The sequence below is a fragment of the Pseudomonas sp. R4-34-07 genome (genome assembly GCF_003852375.1).
Classification (GTDB): Bacteria; Pseudomonadota; Gammaproteobacteria; order Pseudomonadales; family Pseudomonadaceae; genus Aquipseudomonas.
The window spans coordinates 5,151,507-5,166,329 of the sequence record NZ_CP027760.1 but is presented as its reverse complement, the minus strand read 5'-3'; the positions used below and the strand labels follow the sequence as shown (position 1 = coordinate 5,166,329).

Sequence of the window (14,823 nt, the reverse complement as noted above, 5' to 3'; positions counted from 1 at the left end):
GATTACTCTAAATCCTTGATTGTTTCAGTTGAGTGTCGATTGGTTTTCGTCGTCGGCATACGGGTCGCGATAGCCCAGTTCTGCAAGCAACGTTCGTTCCAGTGCTTCCATTTCCAGGGCTTCGTCATCGTCTATATGGTCGTAACCCAAGAGATGCAGACAGCCGTGGATGACTAGATGGGCCCAGTGGGCCTCAAGTTCCTTTTCCTGCTCCCGCGCTTCGCGCTCGACCACCGCGACACAAATCACCAGGTCGCCCAGCAGCGGGATATCCAGAAACTCGTCCGGCACATCGGCGGGGAAAGACAGCACGTTGGTCGCGTAGTCTTTCTGGCGCCAGGTGTGATTCAGCTCACGGCCTTCGGGCTCGTCCACCAGACGGATGGTCAGCTCCGAATCGGCGGTGCGCTGGCGCAGGGCCAGCTCACACCACTGACGGAACTGTGCTTCGCTGGGCGCGGCCGCTTCGGTGGCCAGTTGCAGGTCAAGCTCAAGCATCGCGGCGCACGTCCTTGGACAGGCCGTCGTCGCGGTGTTCGAAGCGCTCGTAGGCCTCGACAATGCGCTGCACCAGCGGGTGGCGCACCACGTCCTTGGGCATGAAATGCGTAAAGCTGATACCTGGCACGTCCTTGAGCACTTCGATCACCTGGCCCAGGCCCGACTTGGTACCCTTGGGCAGGTCGACCTGGGTGATGTCGCCGGTGATCACGGCCGTGGAGCCGAAACCGATACGGGTGAGGAACATCTTCATCTGCTCGACCGTGGTGTTCTGGCTCTCGTCGAGAATGATGAAGCTGTTGTTCAAGGTGCGACCGCGCATGTAGGCCAGCGGCGCGATTTCGATCACCTGGCGCTCGATCAGCTTGGCCACGTATTCAAAGCCAAGCATTTCGTAGAGCGCGTCGTAGAGCGGGCGCAGGTACGGGTCGATCTTCTGGGCCAGGTCGCCGGGCAGGAAGCCGAGCTTTTCGCCCGCCTCAACGGCCGGGCGCACCAGCAGGATGCGGCGAACCTGTTCGCGCTCCAGGGCATCCACCGCACAGGCCACGGCCAGGTAAGTCTTGCCGGTACCGGCCGGGCCGATGCCGAAGTTGATATCGTTACCGAGGATTTCCTTGACGTACTTCTGCTGATTCAAGCCGCGTGGGCGAATCATGCCTTTTTTGGTACGCAGGGCCACGCTGGCTTCGGCCACCGGATTGTTGGCCAGGTCGTCCACGGCGGATTCCTGCAGGTACAGGTGCACCGTTTCCGGCGACAGCTCACTGCCCTTGGTTTCGCGGTAGAGACGGCGCAGCAGGTTTTCCGCAGACGTGGTGTGTTGAGGTTCACCAATGAGCTCGAATTGATTGCCGCGGTTGCGGATCTCGATGCTCAGGCGTTGTTCGATCAGCCGCAGATGCTCGTCGAACTGTCCGCACAGGTTGGCGAAACGGCGAGCCTCAAACGGCTCGAGGAGAAAACGATGGGGTTCTACTGTAGGTGCGTTCAAGGTCGCTTTTAGCCGCCCTTTGGCTGTTGAGGTGAAAGAGAGAATAACGCCACGCGCCGGTGTGCGAAAGCACTTACGTCATCGGAATGTTGCACGGTCTCAGTGTGGGAGGGAGCAAGCCCCCTCCCACATTGGATATGTGTTGACCGGGGAATTACTGGATCAACGAGCCACGCAACGAGTGCGGTTGCGCCGCATCGATGTGCACATCGGCAAACTGGCCGATCAGGGTCGGGTTGTCGCAGCGGAAGTTGACGATGCGATTGTTCTCGGTGCGGCCCTGCAATTCGCCGGGGTCTTTCTTCGAGTAATCGGTTACCAGGATGCGCTGGATCGAACCGACCATTTGTCGGCTGATCTCGAAACCCTGCTGATTCAGGCGATGTTGCAGCGCATTCAAGCGCTCCTTTTTCAACGCTTCCGGGGTTTCGTCCAGCAGGTCGGCCGCTGGGGTGCCGGGTCGTTGGCTGTAGACGAACGAGTAGGAAAAGTCGAAACCCACGTCCTCGATCAGCTTCATGGTCTGCTGGAAGTCCTTCTCGGTCTCGCCAGGGAAACCGACGATAAAGTCCGAACTGATGCAGATGCCTGGTACGGCGGCGCGCAGTTTGCGCAGCTTGGATTTGTACTCCAGGGCCGTGTGATTGCGCTTCATCGCCGAGAGGATGCGGTCCGAGCCCGACTGCACCGGCAAATGCAGGTGTTTGACCAGCTCCGGCACGTCGGCGTGGGCCTGGATCAGGCTGTCGGAGAACTCCAGCGGGTGCGAGGTGGTGTAGCGGATGCGCTCGATGCCATCGACGGCGGCGACTACGCGAATCAGCTCCGCCAGGTCGGCCAGGCGCCCATCGTGGGTCTGGCCGCGGTAGCCGTTGACGTTCTGGCCCAGCAGGGTCACTTCACGCACGCCGTTTTCGGCCAGATGGATGATTTCCGCCAGCACGTCGTCAAACGGCCGGCTGACTTCTTCGCCACGGGTGTAGGGCACTACACAGAAGGTGCAGTACTTGCTGCAGCCTTCCATTACCGACACATAGGCGCTTGGCCCGTCGATGCGCGGCTCGGGCAGATGGTCGAATTTTTCGATTTCGGGGAACGACACGTCCACTTGCGGCAGTTTGGTGGCGCGTGCGGCATCGATCATTTCCGGCAGGCGGTGCAGGGTCTGCGGGCCGAAGACCACGTCGACATAGGGCGCGCGGTCACGAATGGCCGCGCCTTCCTGGCTGGCCACGCAACCGCCGACGGCGATCACCATGTCCGGGTTGGCCAGTTTCAATTCGCGCCAGCGGCCCAGCTGCGAGTAGACCCGGTCTTGGGCCCGTTCGCGGATCGAGCAGGTATTGAGCAGGATCACGTCGGCATCTTCGGCGCGAGCCGTGACTTCCAGGGCCTGATGTTCACCCAGCAGATCGACCATGCGCGAGCTGTCGTACTCGTTCATCTGGCAACCGTGGGTTTCGATGTAAAGCTTCTTGGCCATGGGAATCGTCAACTGGTGGTAAAGAACCGCGCATTATAGGGGGCATGTCCATTGGTTCCTAGCACTGTGCATCGGGTGCCATGCTATAGTTCGCGCCCTCATTTATATCCGCCGATGTGCTGCCCGCCCCCCATGACCAAACGTGAAGCTCCAATCTACAAGGTGATTTTCCTTAACCAGGGCCAGGTGTTCGAAATGTACGCCAAGCAGATCTATCAGAGTGATCTGTGGGGCTTCCTGGAAGTGGAAGAGTTCGTCTTTGGCGAGCGCACGCAGCTGGTCGTCGATCCAGGCGAGGAAAAGCTCAAGGCGCAGTTTGAAGGCGTAGTGCGCAGCTTCGTGCCGATGCATTCGATTGTGCGCATCGACGAAGTCGAGCGCCTGGGCACGCCCAAGATCAGCGAGGCGCGGGGCACCAGCAATGTGATGCCGTTTCCGATGCCAATGCCTGAGAAGTAAGGCAACGCTGAATCAGGGAAGGGGTGAAAAGGGCGAACGCCCATCGGCGCTCTGCAATTCCTGCAGGTAATTGCGGAAAATCTGCCCCAGCACCTGGGTCGCTACTTCCAGTTCATCACGCTGCATGTGCTCGGCCACTTCGTCGGCGGTGTCCAGCGCGTCTTCGGCGCCGTTGACCGCCGCCATTTTCAGCACGATGTAGGCCTGGACGTTATTGGCCGGTACACCTTCGCCACGGAAAAACATGTTGCCCAGCTGGAATTGCGCCTGGGCGTGGCCCTGCAGCGAAGCCTTCTCGAAATAGCTCAACGCTTTGTTGAGGTCGACGGCCGGGTTCTTGCTGTCGTGGTAGTACTCGCCCAACTCGTATTGCGCTTGCGCATCCCCTTCATCAGCCTGTTTCTGGCACGCGCTCAGGGCTTCGGCCTGGGTGTCGGGCTGGGTATTGAGGGTGCAACGACCCATCGCTGGGATTAACAACGAGTTGCCGCCTGCTTGTGCATGTGCCAGCAGCGGCTGAAGGAGCAACAGGCAGCCCAGAACCAGGGTGCGGCCGGTGCGTTTCATGGGAATCGACTTACCTCTGACGGGGCGCGCGGACCCTCGCGGGGTCCAATAAGCGCGCATTATGAAATAAGCAGGCCTCTGCTTACAAAGTCTTTACTCGTTTTTCTGCTGCTTGGGCAAGTTATCTGCCGGATTGCAGGGCAATTCTCGAAAAAAGCGAGAAATGTCTGTAAGCAAGGTAGCAAATCTGACGTTGGCACGGGCAAACGTCAGAGGATGCCGTCACTTATTTCAGGGCCGCAAAGGCGCGCTCGGCAGCGTCCAGGGTCAGCTTCAACTCGGCATCGCCGTGGGCGATCGAGGTGAAGCCGGCTTCAAACGCACTGGGCGCCAGGTACACACCGCCTTCGAGCATCAGGTGGAAGAAGCGCTTGAACAGGTCGGCGTCGCTGCCCATCACGTCATCGAAGGTGACGATGTCGTCGGCGCCGCTGAAGTACAGGCCAAACATGCCGCCGGCCTGGGTGGTGACAAACGGGATGCCGGCAGCGTCGGCCCGCACTTGCAGGCCGTCCAGCAGGCGGGTGGTGTAGTCGGTCAGCTCGGCGTGGAAGCCAGGGCGGCTGATCAGGCGCAGGGTGGTCAGGCCGGCGGCCATCGCCAGCGGGTTACCGGACAGCGTGCCGGCCTGGTAGACCGGGCCCAGTGGGGCGATGTGCTGCATGATCTCGCGCTTGCCGCCGAAGCAGCCCACTGGCATGCCGCCACCGATGATCTTGCCGAAGGTGCTCAGGTCCGGTGTAACGCCGTAATGGGCCTGGGCGCCACCGAGGGCGACACGGAAGCCGGTCATCACTTCGTCAAAAATCAGCACCACGCCGTGCTTGTCGCATTGCTCGCGCAGGCCTTCGAGGAAGCCTGGGGCCGGTGGTACGCAGTTCATGTTGCCGGCGACCGGCTCGACGATGATGCACGCCACGTCCTGGCCGACTTCACCGAGCATCTGCTCGACCGCGGCGATGTCGTTGAATGGCAGGGTCAGGGTGTGTTTGGCGAACGCCGCCGGTACGCCGGCCGAACTCGGTACGCCCTGGGTCAGCGCGCCGGAACCGGCTTTTACCAGCAGGCTGTCGGAATGGCCGTGGTAGCAGCCTTCGAATTTGATGATGCTGTCGCGACCGGTGAAGCCACGGGCCAGACGGATTGCGCTCATGGTGGCTTCGGTGCCGGAGCTGACCATGCGCACCATTTCCATCGACGGCACGATCGAGCAGACCAGGTCGGCCATCTCGGTTTCCATCGCGGTCGGAGCACCGTAGGACAAACCATGCTGCAGCTGCTGGCGTACGGCGTCCAGCACGTCCGGGTGGCTGTGACCGAGGATCATCGGGCCCCAGGAGCCGACGTAATCGACGTAGCGCTTGTCATCTTCGTCGGTGACATAGGCGCCTTCGGCATGCTTGAAGAACAACGGCGTGCCGCCCACGCTCTTGAACGCACGCACGGGGGAGTTCACACCGCCGGGGATGTGTTTCTGGGCATTGGCAAACAGGGTTTCGGAACGGGACATGATCGGGCTCTCTACACTGAAGATTTAAGAAGATCGTTGAACGCACGGGCGCGGCGCGTGACTTCCTGGGTGCTGTCGGCGCCGAACAGGCCGTGCACCACGGCGAGCAGGTCGGCGCCGTGGGCCACCAGCGGCTCGGCGTTTTCCAGGGTGACGCCGCCGATCACGCAGATCGGCAGGTGCAGGCGTTGGCGCGCCTCGGCCAGCATTTCAAGGCTGGCGGCCGGTGCGCCGGGCTTGGTGGTGGAATTGAAGAAGCGGCCAAAGGCGACATAACTGGCGCCCTCCCGGGCGGCCTGTTCGGCCAGCTCGATCTGGCTGTGACACGTTGCGCCGATGATCGCCTTGGAGCCGAGCAGCGCTCGCGCCGGGGTCAGCGGGCCGTCGGTCTGGCCCAGGTGCACGCCCACGCCCAGGCGCGCGGCCAGTTCGGCGTCATCGTTGATGATCAAATGGGTCTTGTAGCGCGAGCACAGTTCCCGCAGTTTCTCGGCTTCACGCAGGCGGCGCGCTTCGTCGCTGCTTTTGTCGCGGTACTGCAGCAATGTCACGCCGCCGTCCAACGCCGCTTCGACGTAGGCGAGGAATTTGCCGGCCAACAGTTGGCTGTCGGTAATGGCGTAAAGGCCACGTAGTTTCATCGGGCAAGCCCCTTGCTGTGACGAGCGGTAAGTGGTGATGAAAGGTGAACTACGAGCAGAAATCCAGTGGCAACCGACGCGGTACGAACTGGCCCTGGCCGAGTCGTTCGGCATCGCGCAGGGTGCGCCAGGTGTAGTTGAGCGCCGACTGCACGGCGCTGACCAGGCCTTCGCCCTGGGCGAGCCGCCCCGTCAGCGCACTGGCCAGCGTGCACCCCGAGCCGTGATAACTGCCGGGTAAACGCTGGCACGTGTAGGTATGGCGGCTGCCATCGCGGCTGTACAGGCGATTGTGCACTTCGTGCTCGTCGCCGTGGCCGCCGGTGATCAGCAGATGCTTGATGTAGGGCAACAGCTTCTCGGCGCATTCGTCGGCGCTGCCGTCAGGCAATTCGGCCAGGATGCGGGCTTCGGGCAAGTTGGGTGTGGCGATCAGCGCCAGGGGCAGCAGCCGCTCGCGCATCGCATAACCGACTTCATCCTTGCCCAGGCTGCCACCGCCGCCGGCGCGCAGTACCGGGTCGCACACCACCGGCAGGTGCGGGTGCGCCTGCAGCAGTTCGACCACCGTGTCGACCATCGCGGTAGAGCCGAGCATGCCCAGCTTGACCGCCGCGACTTCTGAATCGCTGAGCACCGCATTGGCCTGGGCCAGCACCCACTCGCGGTCGAGCACGCGAAAGTCACTGACGTTGACAGTGTTTTGCACGGTCAGCGCGGTGACGGCCGCAGCGGCGTGGCAGCCCTGGGCGATCAGGGCTTCGATATCGGCCTGCAAGCCGGCGCCACCACTGGGATCGTGGCCGGAGAGACAGAGAACAACGGGGCGAGAGCTGTAGATATTCATGGTGCGCGAGCTTACCACCAAACGCTTTTTGCGTGGCCGTCCGGCGATAAGGGAATGCTGCCCTGGGGTGACGCTTTCGGGGTGGCTGAACATCCTCTGCAAATACGCTGAAAGCCTCGTCCTAGGGCCATCTGAAAAATAGTTACCATAGTGTCCAATGGCCTTTACCGGCTATGCTAGAGTGGATCCAAACAAACTTACTGTATCGCCGGTGTACGTCTTCTCAAAAGGAACGGGGGAGCTTTTTGCCATAACCGGACAGGCCACGCTGGGGCTCTATGCGCTATTTGCTGATTTTATTATTGTGCGGGCTGCCGCTGCTGGCCGGCGCCGCCGAGTTCAATCAGAGCACCCGAAGCCTGCCACTGGGCCGGGTCATGCAAGTGCTCGAAGACCCGACCGGCACCCTCACCATCGCCGACGTCAGTTCCCCTGCCTACGCCGCTCAATTCAAACCCCATGAGACACCCACCCTCAATGCCGGTTATTCGCATTCGGTGTTCTGGTTGAAGGTCAACCTGCATTACACCGCCGTTGACCCCCGCTCCCCGCGGACCTGGTTTGTGGAACTGGCTTACCCACCGCTCAATCGCCTCGAGCTGTACCAGAACGACGGCACCGGCAGCTATCGGCTCACCACTCGCACCGGCAGCGCGTTACCGTTTTCCAGCCGTGAAGTGCGCCAGGCCAACTACCTGTTCAAGCTCAATTTCCTGCCCGGCCAGCAGCAGACGATCTACCTGCGCCTGCAGAGCCAAGGCTCGATCCAGGCGCCGTTGACCCTTTGGGCAGGCACGGCCTATATGGAAGAACAGCCGCTGCGCTTGTATGTACTGGGTGCCATCTACGGCGTGTTGCTGGGCATGCTGGTCTACAACCTGTTCATTTATTTGAGCGTGCGCGACACCAGCTACCTCTATTACATCCTCTACATCGCCTCGTTCGGCCTGTACCAGCTGTCGGTCAATGGCGTGGCCGTGGAGTACTTCTGGCCGAACAACCCGTGGTGGGCGAACGCGGCGGTGCCGTTTCTGATCGGCTCGGCCGCCTTGTTCGGCAGCCTGTTCGCGCGCAGCTTCCTGCACACCGCACAGCACAGCCGCTGGCTCGACCGCATCCTGCTGGGGCTGGCGGCCTGTGGCGGGGTGGTCATGGCGCTGGCGCTGTTGACCAGCTACGCGGTGGCGCTGCGCCTGGCCACCGGCCTGGCCCTGGTGTTTACCGTGACCATCTTCGTGGCTGCGATCAAGGCCTGGTATTGCGGCCAGCGCATGGCGCGCTATTTCATCATCGCCTGGTCGGCGTTTTTACTCGGCGGGGTAGTCAACACGCTGATGGTGCTGGGCTACTTGCCCAACGTATTCCTCACGATGTATGCCAGCCAGATCGGCTCGGCCATTGAAGTTGCGCTGCTGTCCCTGGCCCTGGCCGATCGCATCAACGGCATGCGCGAGCAGCAGGCGCAGATCCTGTTCGACGCCAGCCAGAAACTCGAAGTGCTCAACCAGCAATTGGCCCGCAGCAATCGGCTCAAGGATGAATTCCTTGCCACTTTGACCCATGAATTACGCACCCCGATGAACGGCGTGATCGGCTCTCTGGAACTGATGCAAACCGTGTCCCTGGACGATGACCTGGCGCAGTACCAGCAAACTGCCGCCGGTTCGGCGCGGGACATGATGCGCATGGTCAACGGCATTCTCACCCTGACCGAGTTGCAGGCTGGCCGCCTGGCTGCCCGCCCGCAGGTGTTCGGCCTGCGCGGCGTGCTGGAAACCGTGCGTCAACAGTTCGCGGCCAGCGCCCAGGCCAAGGGCCTGGCGTTTTCCATTGACGTCGCCGATGCCGTGCCGGACCGCGTGATCGGCGACGCCGACAAACTGATCCAGTGCCTGGATTGCCTGCTGGACAACGCATTCAAATTCACCCACGACGGCGCGGTGCGCATACGCGTGGTGGGCGTCCACCAGGCGGATGGCGGATTGCGCCTGAGCTTTATCGTGACCGACACCGGTATCGGCTTCGCCTTCCTTGACGAGGCCACGCTGTACCAGCGCTTCTTCCAGCTCGATGGCTCGATGACCCGCGAATACGGCGGCCTGGGCATTGGCCTGGCAATTTGTCGGCAGTTGATCGAGCTGATGGGCGGTCGCCTCACCCATCATTCGGAGCCGCGCAGGGGCAGTCGCTTCCAGCTGGAAATGGACGTCAAGCCGGTGCCGCCCGAGCCCGATCCCAAGCCCAGCGCACAGTTGCGGCCTGCACAACGAGCGCCGCAGGATTGCACGGTGTTGTTGGTGGACGACAACAGCGTGGCGCAATTGGCGGTGCGCGGCATGCTGCTCAAGCTGGGTTATCGGGTCAAGGCCGTGGATGGTGGCCCGGCGGCATTGGCGGCGTTGCAGGAGCACAGGTTCGACGCGGTGGTGCTGGATGTGCCTGAGGGCGGCTTCTCATTGTGCTGTCAGATCCGTGCCTTGCCGGGCTGCGGTGAGTTACCGGTGATCGGCCTGAGCAGCGCGCTCAATGTCGCGGACCGTGAGCGCTGCCATGGCATCGGCATGAGCGATCACTTGGCCAAGCCAGTACGTTTCGAGGCTTTGCAGGCGACGCTGGAGCGACTCGTGCTATGTCCATCAGAGGGCGAAAGCGCCGAACATTCGGCGCGTATGCCACTTTTTTAAGGCCTGGGTCGGTGCTTAACTGAAATCAAGGCCTCGATGTCACGTGGCCTGTTTCCAAGAGGCCCGTCATGAACCTGCACCGGTTTGCCGAAACCCACGACGTCACCAACCAGCCACCGTCTTTGGACGGCACCAACCTGTACCGTATCGACCTGCCCCTGCAAGAGTGGGCGCGTCGCTTTGGCGCCGGCTGGGCCGAGTCGCGCATCGATGCCTATGGTGCACTGGCCGGCGGGCCGTTGATGGAGGCCGGGTTCCTGGCCAACCAGCACAAGCCGGTGTTCAGCAGCCATGACCGTTATGGTCATCGAATTGACCTGGTGGAGTTTCACCCCGCCTACCACGAACTGATGCGCACCGCCGTCGAGCACGGCCTGCCGTCGCTGCCGTGGGCCCATCCGCAATCCGGCGCCCACGTCGCACGCGCGGCGATGACTTACCTGCACAGCCAGGCCGAAGCGGGCACCGGTTGCCCGCTGACCATGACGTTCGCCTGCGTCCCGGCCCTGCGCTTGCAACCGGAGCTGGCGGACCTCTGGCTGCCGAAGATCCTCAGTACCCAATACGACCCGCGCAACGTCGGCATTGCCCACAAGGCCGGTGCCACAATCGGCATGGCCATGACCGAGAAACAGGGCGGCACCGACGTGCGCGCCAACACTACCCGCGCCTACGCGGTGGGCGCGGGTGGGCCGGGGCAGGCCTACGAACTGGTCGGTCACAAATGGTTCTGCTCCGCGCCCATGTGCGACGCCTTCCTCACCCTGGCCCAGACTGACAAGGGCCTGACCTGTTTCCTGCTGCCCCGGCATCGCCCGGATGACACGCGCAACGAGTTCTACATCCAGCGATTGAAGAACAAACTCGGCAACTGCTCCAACGCTTCCAGCGAAGTGGAGTTCCGTGGCGCCCTGGCCTGGATGATCGGTGAAGAGGGGCGCGGCGTGCCGACCATCATTGAGATGGTCGCCATGACCCGCTTCGATTGCATGGTCGGTTCCAGCGCGCTGATGCGCCAGGCCTTGACCCAGGCAAGCCACCACTGCGCCCACCGTTCGGTCGGCGGCCGCGTATTGAGCGAACAACCGTTGATGCAGAACGTGCTCGCCGACCTGGCCCTGGAAAGCGAAGCGGCCTTGGCCTTGAGCCTGCGCATGGGGCGCGCGCTGGATCATCTGGGAAATGAACAGGAAGCCAAATTCGCCCGGCTGGTGACGGCGGTGGGCAAGTATTGGATCTGCAAACGCGCACCTGCCATGATCAATGAAGCCGCCGAATGCATGGGCGGCGCCGGGTATGTCGAGGACAGCATCCTGCCGCGTCTGTACCGTGAGGCACCGGTGAATTCGACGTGGGAAGGTTCCGGCAACGTGCAATGCCTGGACGTGCTGCGGGCATTGTCCAAGGAACCGGGTGTGCTGGAGGCGTTGTTTGTCGAACTGGGCGATGGGCATGGCGACCCCCGGCTGGCGCGGCATATCGAGGGGTTGAAGTCAGCGTTCATGGACACCCAGGATATCCAGTACCGCGCCCGTCAGCTCACCGAGGATATCGCCCTGGCGCTGCAGGCCAAGTTGTTGCTGGAGGCGGGGAATGGGGCGGTCAGCGATGGGTTTGTGGCCAGTCGGTTGGGTGAGTCGTCGGGGCGGACGTACGGCGCGTTGCCGCGCGGGGTGGATGTGCAGGCCCTTGTCGCCCGTTCAACCCCGCTATCTCCTTGAATAAATGCGGTAAAGTGTGGGAGGGGGCTTGCTCCCGATAGCGGTATGTCAGCCAAGAATCCAGTGACTGTCACACCGCTATCGGGAGCAAGCCCCCTCCCACATTTTAAAGGGCATTCCAACTCTGGTGTTTCAGTGAGGCAGGGATACAGGCAAGATAAAGGCCTGCAAGTCCAGAACACAGGATGCTTACCGTGACCGAAGCTTTTGTTGTCGTTCAAACCGCTGAAGAGGCCGTGGATCGGCTGGCGGCCCTGCATGAGCGTGCGACTGGCGCGCTCAATCAAGCCCTCAAGCAATACCTCAAGGACCGCGTCGAACCCGACGCCGCACAACGTGCGCTGTTTCGCTATCCGGAACTGCGCCTGACTTACCACTGCCACGGCGAAGTCCCACAGACCACCCGGGCGTATGCCAAGGTGCAGTTGCCGGGTACCTACAGCGTGACCGTCACCCATCCGGCGGCCTTCCGTAAGTACCTGCTGGAGCAACTGGTGCCGCTGATGCACGACTTCACCGTGACGGTGGAAGTGGGCGTCAGCCAGCAGAACATTCCGTACCCGTACGTGGTGGAGCAGGGCGACGAGTTGGCCGGTTCCGGCGTGACTGCCGCGACCCTGGCCCGCGTATTTCCCAGCACTGACTTGTCGGCCGCCACCGATGGCATCGCCGACGGCCTCTATGACTGGGAAAACACCGACCCGCTGCCCCTGGCCCTGTTCGACGCGGCCCGTGTGGATTTTTCCCTGCGCCGCCTGGTGCACTACACCGGCAGCGACTGGCGCCATGTGCAGCCGTGGATTCTGCTGACCAACTACCATCGCTACGTTGACCAGTTCATCGTGCATGGCCTGGAGCAACTGCGCAGCGACCCGCGTTTTATCCGCATGGTGCTGCCGGGCAACGTGGTGATCGACAAGAGCATGGACCACGGCGAAGCGTCGGCGATTGCCGCAGGCGTGGTCTGGCACCGCTACCAGATGCCGGCCTATCACCTGCAGGCCACTGACGGCCACGGCGTGACCCTGGTAAATATCGGCGTGGGCCCGTCCAACGCCAAGAACATCACCGACCACCTGGCAGTGCTACGCCCGCATTGCTGGCTGATGATCGGGCACTGCGGCGGCCTGCGCCAATCCCAGACCATCGGCGACTATGTATTGGCCCACGCCTATATGCGTCGCGACGGGATTCTCGACCGTGTGGTACCGCCGAACATCCCGATCCCGGCCCTGGCCGAGGTGCAGCTGGCGCTTCAGCAAGCGGCGGCCAACGTCACCGGCGAGAAAGGCGAAGAACTGAAAAAACGCCTGCGCACCGGCACCGTGTTGACCTACGACGACCGCAACTGGGAGCTGCGCTGGGCTCAGGAGCGACCGCTGATCAACCTGTCCCGCGCCGTGGCGGTGGACATGGAAAGCGGCACCATTGCCGCCCAGGGTTACCGTTTGCGTGTGCCGTACGGCACGTTGTTGTGTGTGTCGGACAAACCGCTGCACAGTGAGATCAAGTTGCCGGGTTCGGCCAACGCGTTCTATGAGCGGGCCGTCAGCCAGCACTTGAAGATCGGCATCGAAGCGGTCGACCTGCTGCGCACCGAACTCAATGCGCTGCACTCGCGCAAACTGCGCAGCTTCGACGAGCCGCCGTTCCGCTAAGCGGTGGGGATGGTCATTTAGCGGTCAGGCCACTAGCATTGTCGGTCCTGACCGTTAGATGTTCCTTCGCCATGTCCCGTCCTACCCGTCCCGATTCGCGCCGCCCTGGCGTGAAACCCCCGCATGCGGGCCCGCGCCGTGTCGCCAAGGCACCGCCGGCCGAGCCGAAGCTGATCCTGTTCAACAAGCCGTTCGATGTGCTGACCCAGTTCAGTGACGAAGGCGGGCGCGCGACCCTCAAGGACTTTATCGACATTCCCGGTATCTACCCGGCAGGCCGCCTGGACCGTGACAGCGAAGGCCTGTTGCTGCTGACCAACGATGGTCAGCTACAAGCGCGCATTGCCGACCCCAGGCACAAGCTGGCGAAAACCTACTGGGTGCAGGTCGAAGGCGAACCCACCGAAGCACAGCTGCAATGTCTGCGCGACGGCGTGGAGCTTAACGACGGCATGACCCTGCCCGCCGAGGCCCGGCGGTTGGAGGAGCCTGATTTATGGCCACGCAACCCGCCCGTGCGCTTTCGCAAAAGCGTGCCCACCCATTGGCTGGAACTGGTGATTCGTGAAGGGCGTAACCGCCAGGTACGGCGCATGACCGCCGCGGTGGGCTTGCCAACGTTGCGCCTGGTGCGCGTCCGGATTGGCGACTGGTCTATCGAAGGCCTCGATCAGGGCCAGTGGAAGGCAGTACCGCCACGTTTATAAGGCACCGGACTCGATCAGGCCGATCACCACGCTCTTGATGATGAACGCGGCCACGCCCAGGCCCAGCACGAAAAACAGAATGAACGAGCCAAAGCGCCCGGCCTTGGACTTTTTCGCCAGGTCCCAGACGATAAAGCCCATGAAGATAATCAGGATCGTGACCAGGCCGGTCATCATCCATTCTTCGAACAGGGCGGGGTCGATGTTGTTCATGGGGCTTCCTACTAAGGCAGGCGGGCAGTATACGGCAGCGTCACAGGCACAACATTGACCTGGATCGAAGTGCAATCAAACTGTGGGAGGGGGCTTGCTCCCGATAGCTGAGTGTCAGTCAGTATATTTATCAACTGACCCACCGCTATCGGGAGCAAGCCCCCTCCCACATTTGAACTTCATTGTTCTCAGGTGCGCAGGTGAGTCAGGGGCAGTTCGGTGCTATTCAAGACTTGGTTCAGCACAAAGCTGGAACGCACACTGGTCACGCCTTCAATCCGGGTCAGATGCCCCAGCAGCAGTTTCTGGTAGTGATCCATATCTGGCACCACCACTTTCAACTGATAGTCGGCATCCATCCCGGTCACCAGGCTGCATTCCAGCACCTGGGGCAAGGTGCGGATGGCCGCTTCGAAATTTTCGAAACGTTCCGGGGTATGCCGGTCCATGCCGATCAACACGTAGGCGGTCAGGCTCAGGCCGAGCATCTTGCGGTCGAGCAATGCGACCTGACGGGCGATGTAGCCGTCGTCTTCCAATTGCTTGACCCGGCGCGAGCAGGGCGAAGGCGACAGGCCGATGCGCTCGGCCAACTCCTGGTTGGAGATCCGTGCGTCACGCTGCAATTCCGCCAAAATACTCAGGTCGTATCGATCAAGCTTGCTCATTGGGTTGGCCTTTGTCGTAACTATTGCGGTGAATTATCCATGAAGGGTTAAAAATTGCGCAAGCACTGTTTGTTGACGCAATCTTCGCAATCATCCGTCGGGCGCAGGCCTGTATCGTTATCAACAGAATCACCGCCTGGACAACAGTCCACTCACAGCGAGCCCAATCA

Annotated in this window: 14 protein-coding genes; 5 read left to right on the top strand and 9 right to left on the bottom strand. The window is 61.9% G+C overall.

The annotated features are described in order from the left end of the window. Positions 1–24: 24 nt before the first annotated feature. The 3 genes from ybeY to miaB all read right to left on the bottom strand — a co-directional run bounded on the left by ybeY (position 25) and on the right by miaB (position 2,978). Complete coding sequence (gene ybeY / locus C4J85_RS23745; RefSeq protein ID WP_124368467.1) at positions 25–498, bottom strand: rRNA maturation RNase YbeY; 474 nt, start codon at positions 496–498, stop codon at positions 25–27. After that, entirely contained in the window at positions 491–1,495 is a 1,005-nt protein-coding gene (locus C4J85_RS23740; protein WP_124368466.1) for a PhoH family protein, read from the bottom strand. Before C4J85_RS23740 ends, ybeY begins: the two co-directional genes overlap by 8 nt. A gap of 154 nt (positions 1,496–1,649) precedes the next feature. Next, entirely contained in the window at positions 1,650–2,978 is a 1,329-nt protein-coding gene (gene miaB / locus C4J85_RS23735; protein ID WP_124371962.1) for a tRNA (N6-isopentenyl adenosine(37)-C2)-methylthiotransferase MiaB, read from the bottom strand. A gap of 132 nt (positions 2,979–3,110) precedes the next feature. On the opposite strand from miaB, the gene C4J85_RS23730 reads away from it, so the two are divergent. Continuing rightward, complete coding sequence (locus tag C4J85_RS23730; RefSeq protein ID WP_003194436.1) at positions 3,111–3,437, top strand: DUF1820 family protein; 327 nt, start codon at positions 3,111–3,113, stop codon at positions 3,435–3,437. Between the two features lie 12 nt (positions 3,438–3,449). On the opposite strand, the gene C4J85_RS23725 is transcribed toward C4J85_RS23730, so the two are convergent. The 4 genes from C4J85_RS23725 to C4J85_RS23710 all read right to left on the bottom strand — a co-directional run bounded on the left by C4J85_RS23725 (position 3,450) and on the right by C4J85_RS23710 (position 7,002). After that, positions 3,450–4,004 carry a tetratricopeptide repeat protein gene (locus tag C4J85_RS23725; RefSeq protein ID WP_057724919.1) on the bottom strand — a complete coding sequence of 185 codons (555 nt, stop codon included), beginning with the start codon at positions 4,002–4,004 and terminating at the stop codon, positions 3,450–3,452. Positions 4,005–4,230: 226 nt separating this feature from the next. Beyond that, a complete protein-coding gene (gene hemL, locus C4J85_RS23720; protein WP_124364539.1) occupies positions 4,231–5,514 on the bottom strand; it encodes a glutamate-1-semialdehyde 2,1-aminomutase in 1,284 nt (427 codons plus the stop codon). Between the two features lie 11 nt (positions 5,515–5,525). Further along, positions 5,526–6,155 (bottom strand): thiamine phosphate synthase, encoded by a 630-nt coding sequence (gene thiE / locus C4J85_RS23715; protein WP_124364538.1) that lies wholly within the window; start codon positions 6,153–6,155, stop codon positions 5,526–5,528. 49 nt (positions 6,156–6,204) lie between these two features. Then, the gene (locus C4J85_RS23710) at positions 6,205–7,002 is read right to left on the bottom strand and encodes a hydroxymethylpyrimidine/phosphomethylpyrimidine kinase (RefSeq protein WP_124410859.1); all 798 of its coding nucleotides are present in this window, start codon (positions 7,000–7,002) and stop codon (positions 6,205–6,207) included. Positions 7,003–7,280: 278 nt separating this feature from the next. Between C4J85_RS23710 and C4J85_RS23705 the strand changes: the two genes are divergently transcribed. The 4 genes from C4J85_RS23705 to C4J85_RS23690 all read left to right on the top strand — a co-directional run bounded on the left by C4J85_RS23705 (position 7,281) and on the right by C4J85_RS23690 (position 13,772). After that, a complete protein-coding gene (locus C4J85_RS23705) occupies positions 7,281–9,686 on the top strand; it encodes a hybrid sensor histidine kinase/response regulator (RefSeq protein ID WP_124410858.1) in 2,406 nt (801 codons plus the stop codon). Positions 9,687–9,754: 68 nt separating this feature from the next. Next, complete coding sequence (locus C4J85_RS23700) at positions 9,755–11,407, top strand: acyl-CoA dehydrogenase family protein (protein WP_124410857.1); 1,653 nt, start codon at positions 9,755–9,757, stop codon at positions 11,405–11,407. Between the two features lie 185 nt (positions 11,408–11,592). Next, the gene (gene amn, locus C4J85_RS23695; RefSeq protein ID WP_164484569.1) at positions 11,593–13,065 is read left to right on the top strand and encodes an AMP nucleosidase; all 1,473 of its coding nucleotides are present in this window, start codon (positions 11,593–11,595) and stop codon (positions 13,063–13,065) included. A 71-nt stretch (positions 13,066–13,136) separates the two neighbouring features. Then, a complete protein-coding gene (locus C4J85_RS23690) occupies positions 13,137–13,772 on the top strand; it encodes a pseudouridine synthase (protein WP_124405369.1) in 636 nt (211 codons plus the stop codon). On the opposite strand, the gene C4J85_RS23685 is transcribed toward C4J85_RS23690, so the two are convergent. Together C4J85_RS23685 and C4J85_RS23680 are read right to left on the bottom strand one after the other, a co-directional pair. Further along, positions 13,767–13,976 (bottom strand): DUF2788 domain-containing protein, encoded by a 210-nt coding sequence (locus tag C4J85_RS23685; RefSeq protein ID WP_025999909.1) that lies wholly within the window; start codon positions 13,974–13,976, stop codon positions 13,767–13,769. The genes C4J85_RS23690 and C4J85_RS23685 overlap by 6 nt on opposite strands. Before the next feature lie 197 nt (positions 13,977–14,173). After that, positions 14,174–14,653, bottom strand: coding sequence for an Lrp/AsnC family transcriptional regulator (locus C4J85_RS23680; protein ID WP_003194418.1), 480 nt, complete (start codon positions 14,651–14,653; stop codon positions 14,174–14,176). Positions 14,654–14,823: the final 170 nt, after the last annotated feature.

What these genes read in the sequence shown, in the direction of transcription:
- C4J85_RS23680 (WP_003194418.1), bottom strand. Translation starts at nt 14,653, where the DNA reads ATGAGCAAGCTTGATCGATACGACCTGAGTATTTTGGCGGAATTGCAG.
- amn (WP_164484569.1), top strand. Translation starts at nt 11,593, where the DNA reads ATGCTTACCGTGACCGAAGCTTTTGTTGTCGTTCAAACCGCTGAAGAG.
- miaB (WP_124371962.1), bottom strand. Translation starts at nt 2,978, where the DNA reads ATGGCCAAGAAGCTTTACATCGAAACCCACGGTTGCCAGATGAACGAG.
- C4J85_RS23710 (WP_124410859.1), bottom strand. Translation starts at nt 7,002, where the DNA reads ATGAATATCTACAGCTCTCGCCCCGTTGTTCTCTGTCTCTCCGGCCAC.
- C4J85_RS23730 (WP_003194436.1), top strand. Translation starts at nt 3,111, where the DNA reads ATGACCAAACGTGAAGCTCCAATCTACAAGGTGATTTTCCTTAACCAG.
- C4J85_RS23705 (WP_124410858.1), top strand. Translation starts at nt 7,281, where the DNA reads ATGCGCTATTTGCTGATTTTATTATTGTGCGGGCTGCCGCTGCTGGCC.
- hemL (WP_124364539.1), bottom strand. Translation starts at nt 5,514, where the DNA reads ATGTCCCGTTCCGAAACCCTGTTTGCCAATGCCCAGAAACACATCCCC.
- ybeY (WP_124368467.1), bottom strand. Translation starts at nt 498, where the DNA reads ATGCTTGAGCTTGACCTGCAACTGGCCACCGAAGCGGCCGCGCCCAGC.
- C4J85_RS23690 (WP_124405369.1), top strand. Translation starts at nt 13,137, where the DNA reads ATGTCCCGTCCTACCCGTCCCGATTCGCGCCGCCCTGGCGTGAAACCC.
- thiE (WP_124364538.1), bottom strand. Translation starts at nt 6,155, where the DNA reads ATGAAACTACGTGGCCTTTACGCCATTACCGACAGCCAACTGTTGGCC.
- C4J85_RS23700 (WP_124410857.1), top strand. Translation starts at nt 9,755, where the DNA reads ATGAACCTGCACCGGTTTGCCGAAACCCACGACGTCACCAACCAGCCA.
- C4J85_RS23725 (WP_057724919.1), bottom strand. Translation starts at nt 4,004, where the DNA reads ATGAAACGCACCGGCCGCACCCTGGTTCTGGGCTGCCTGTTGCTCCTT.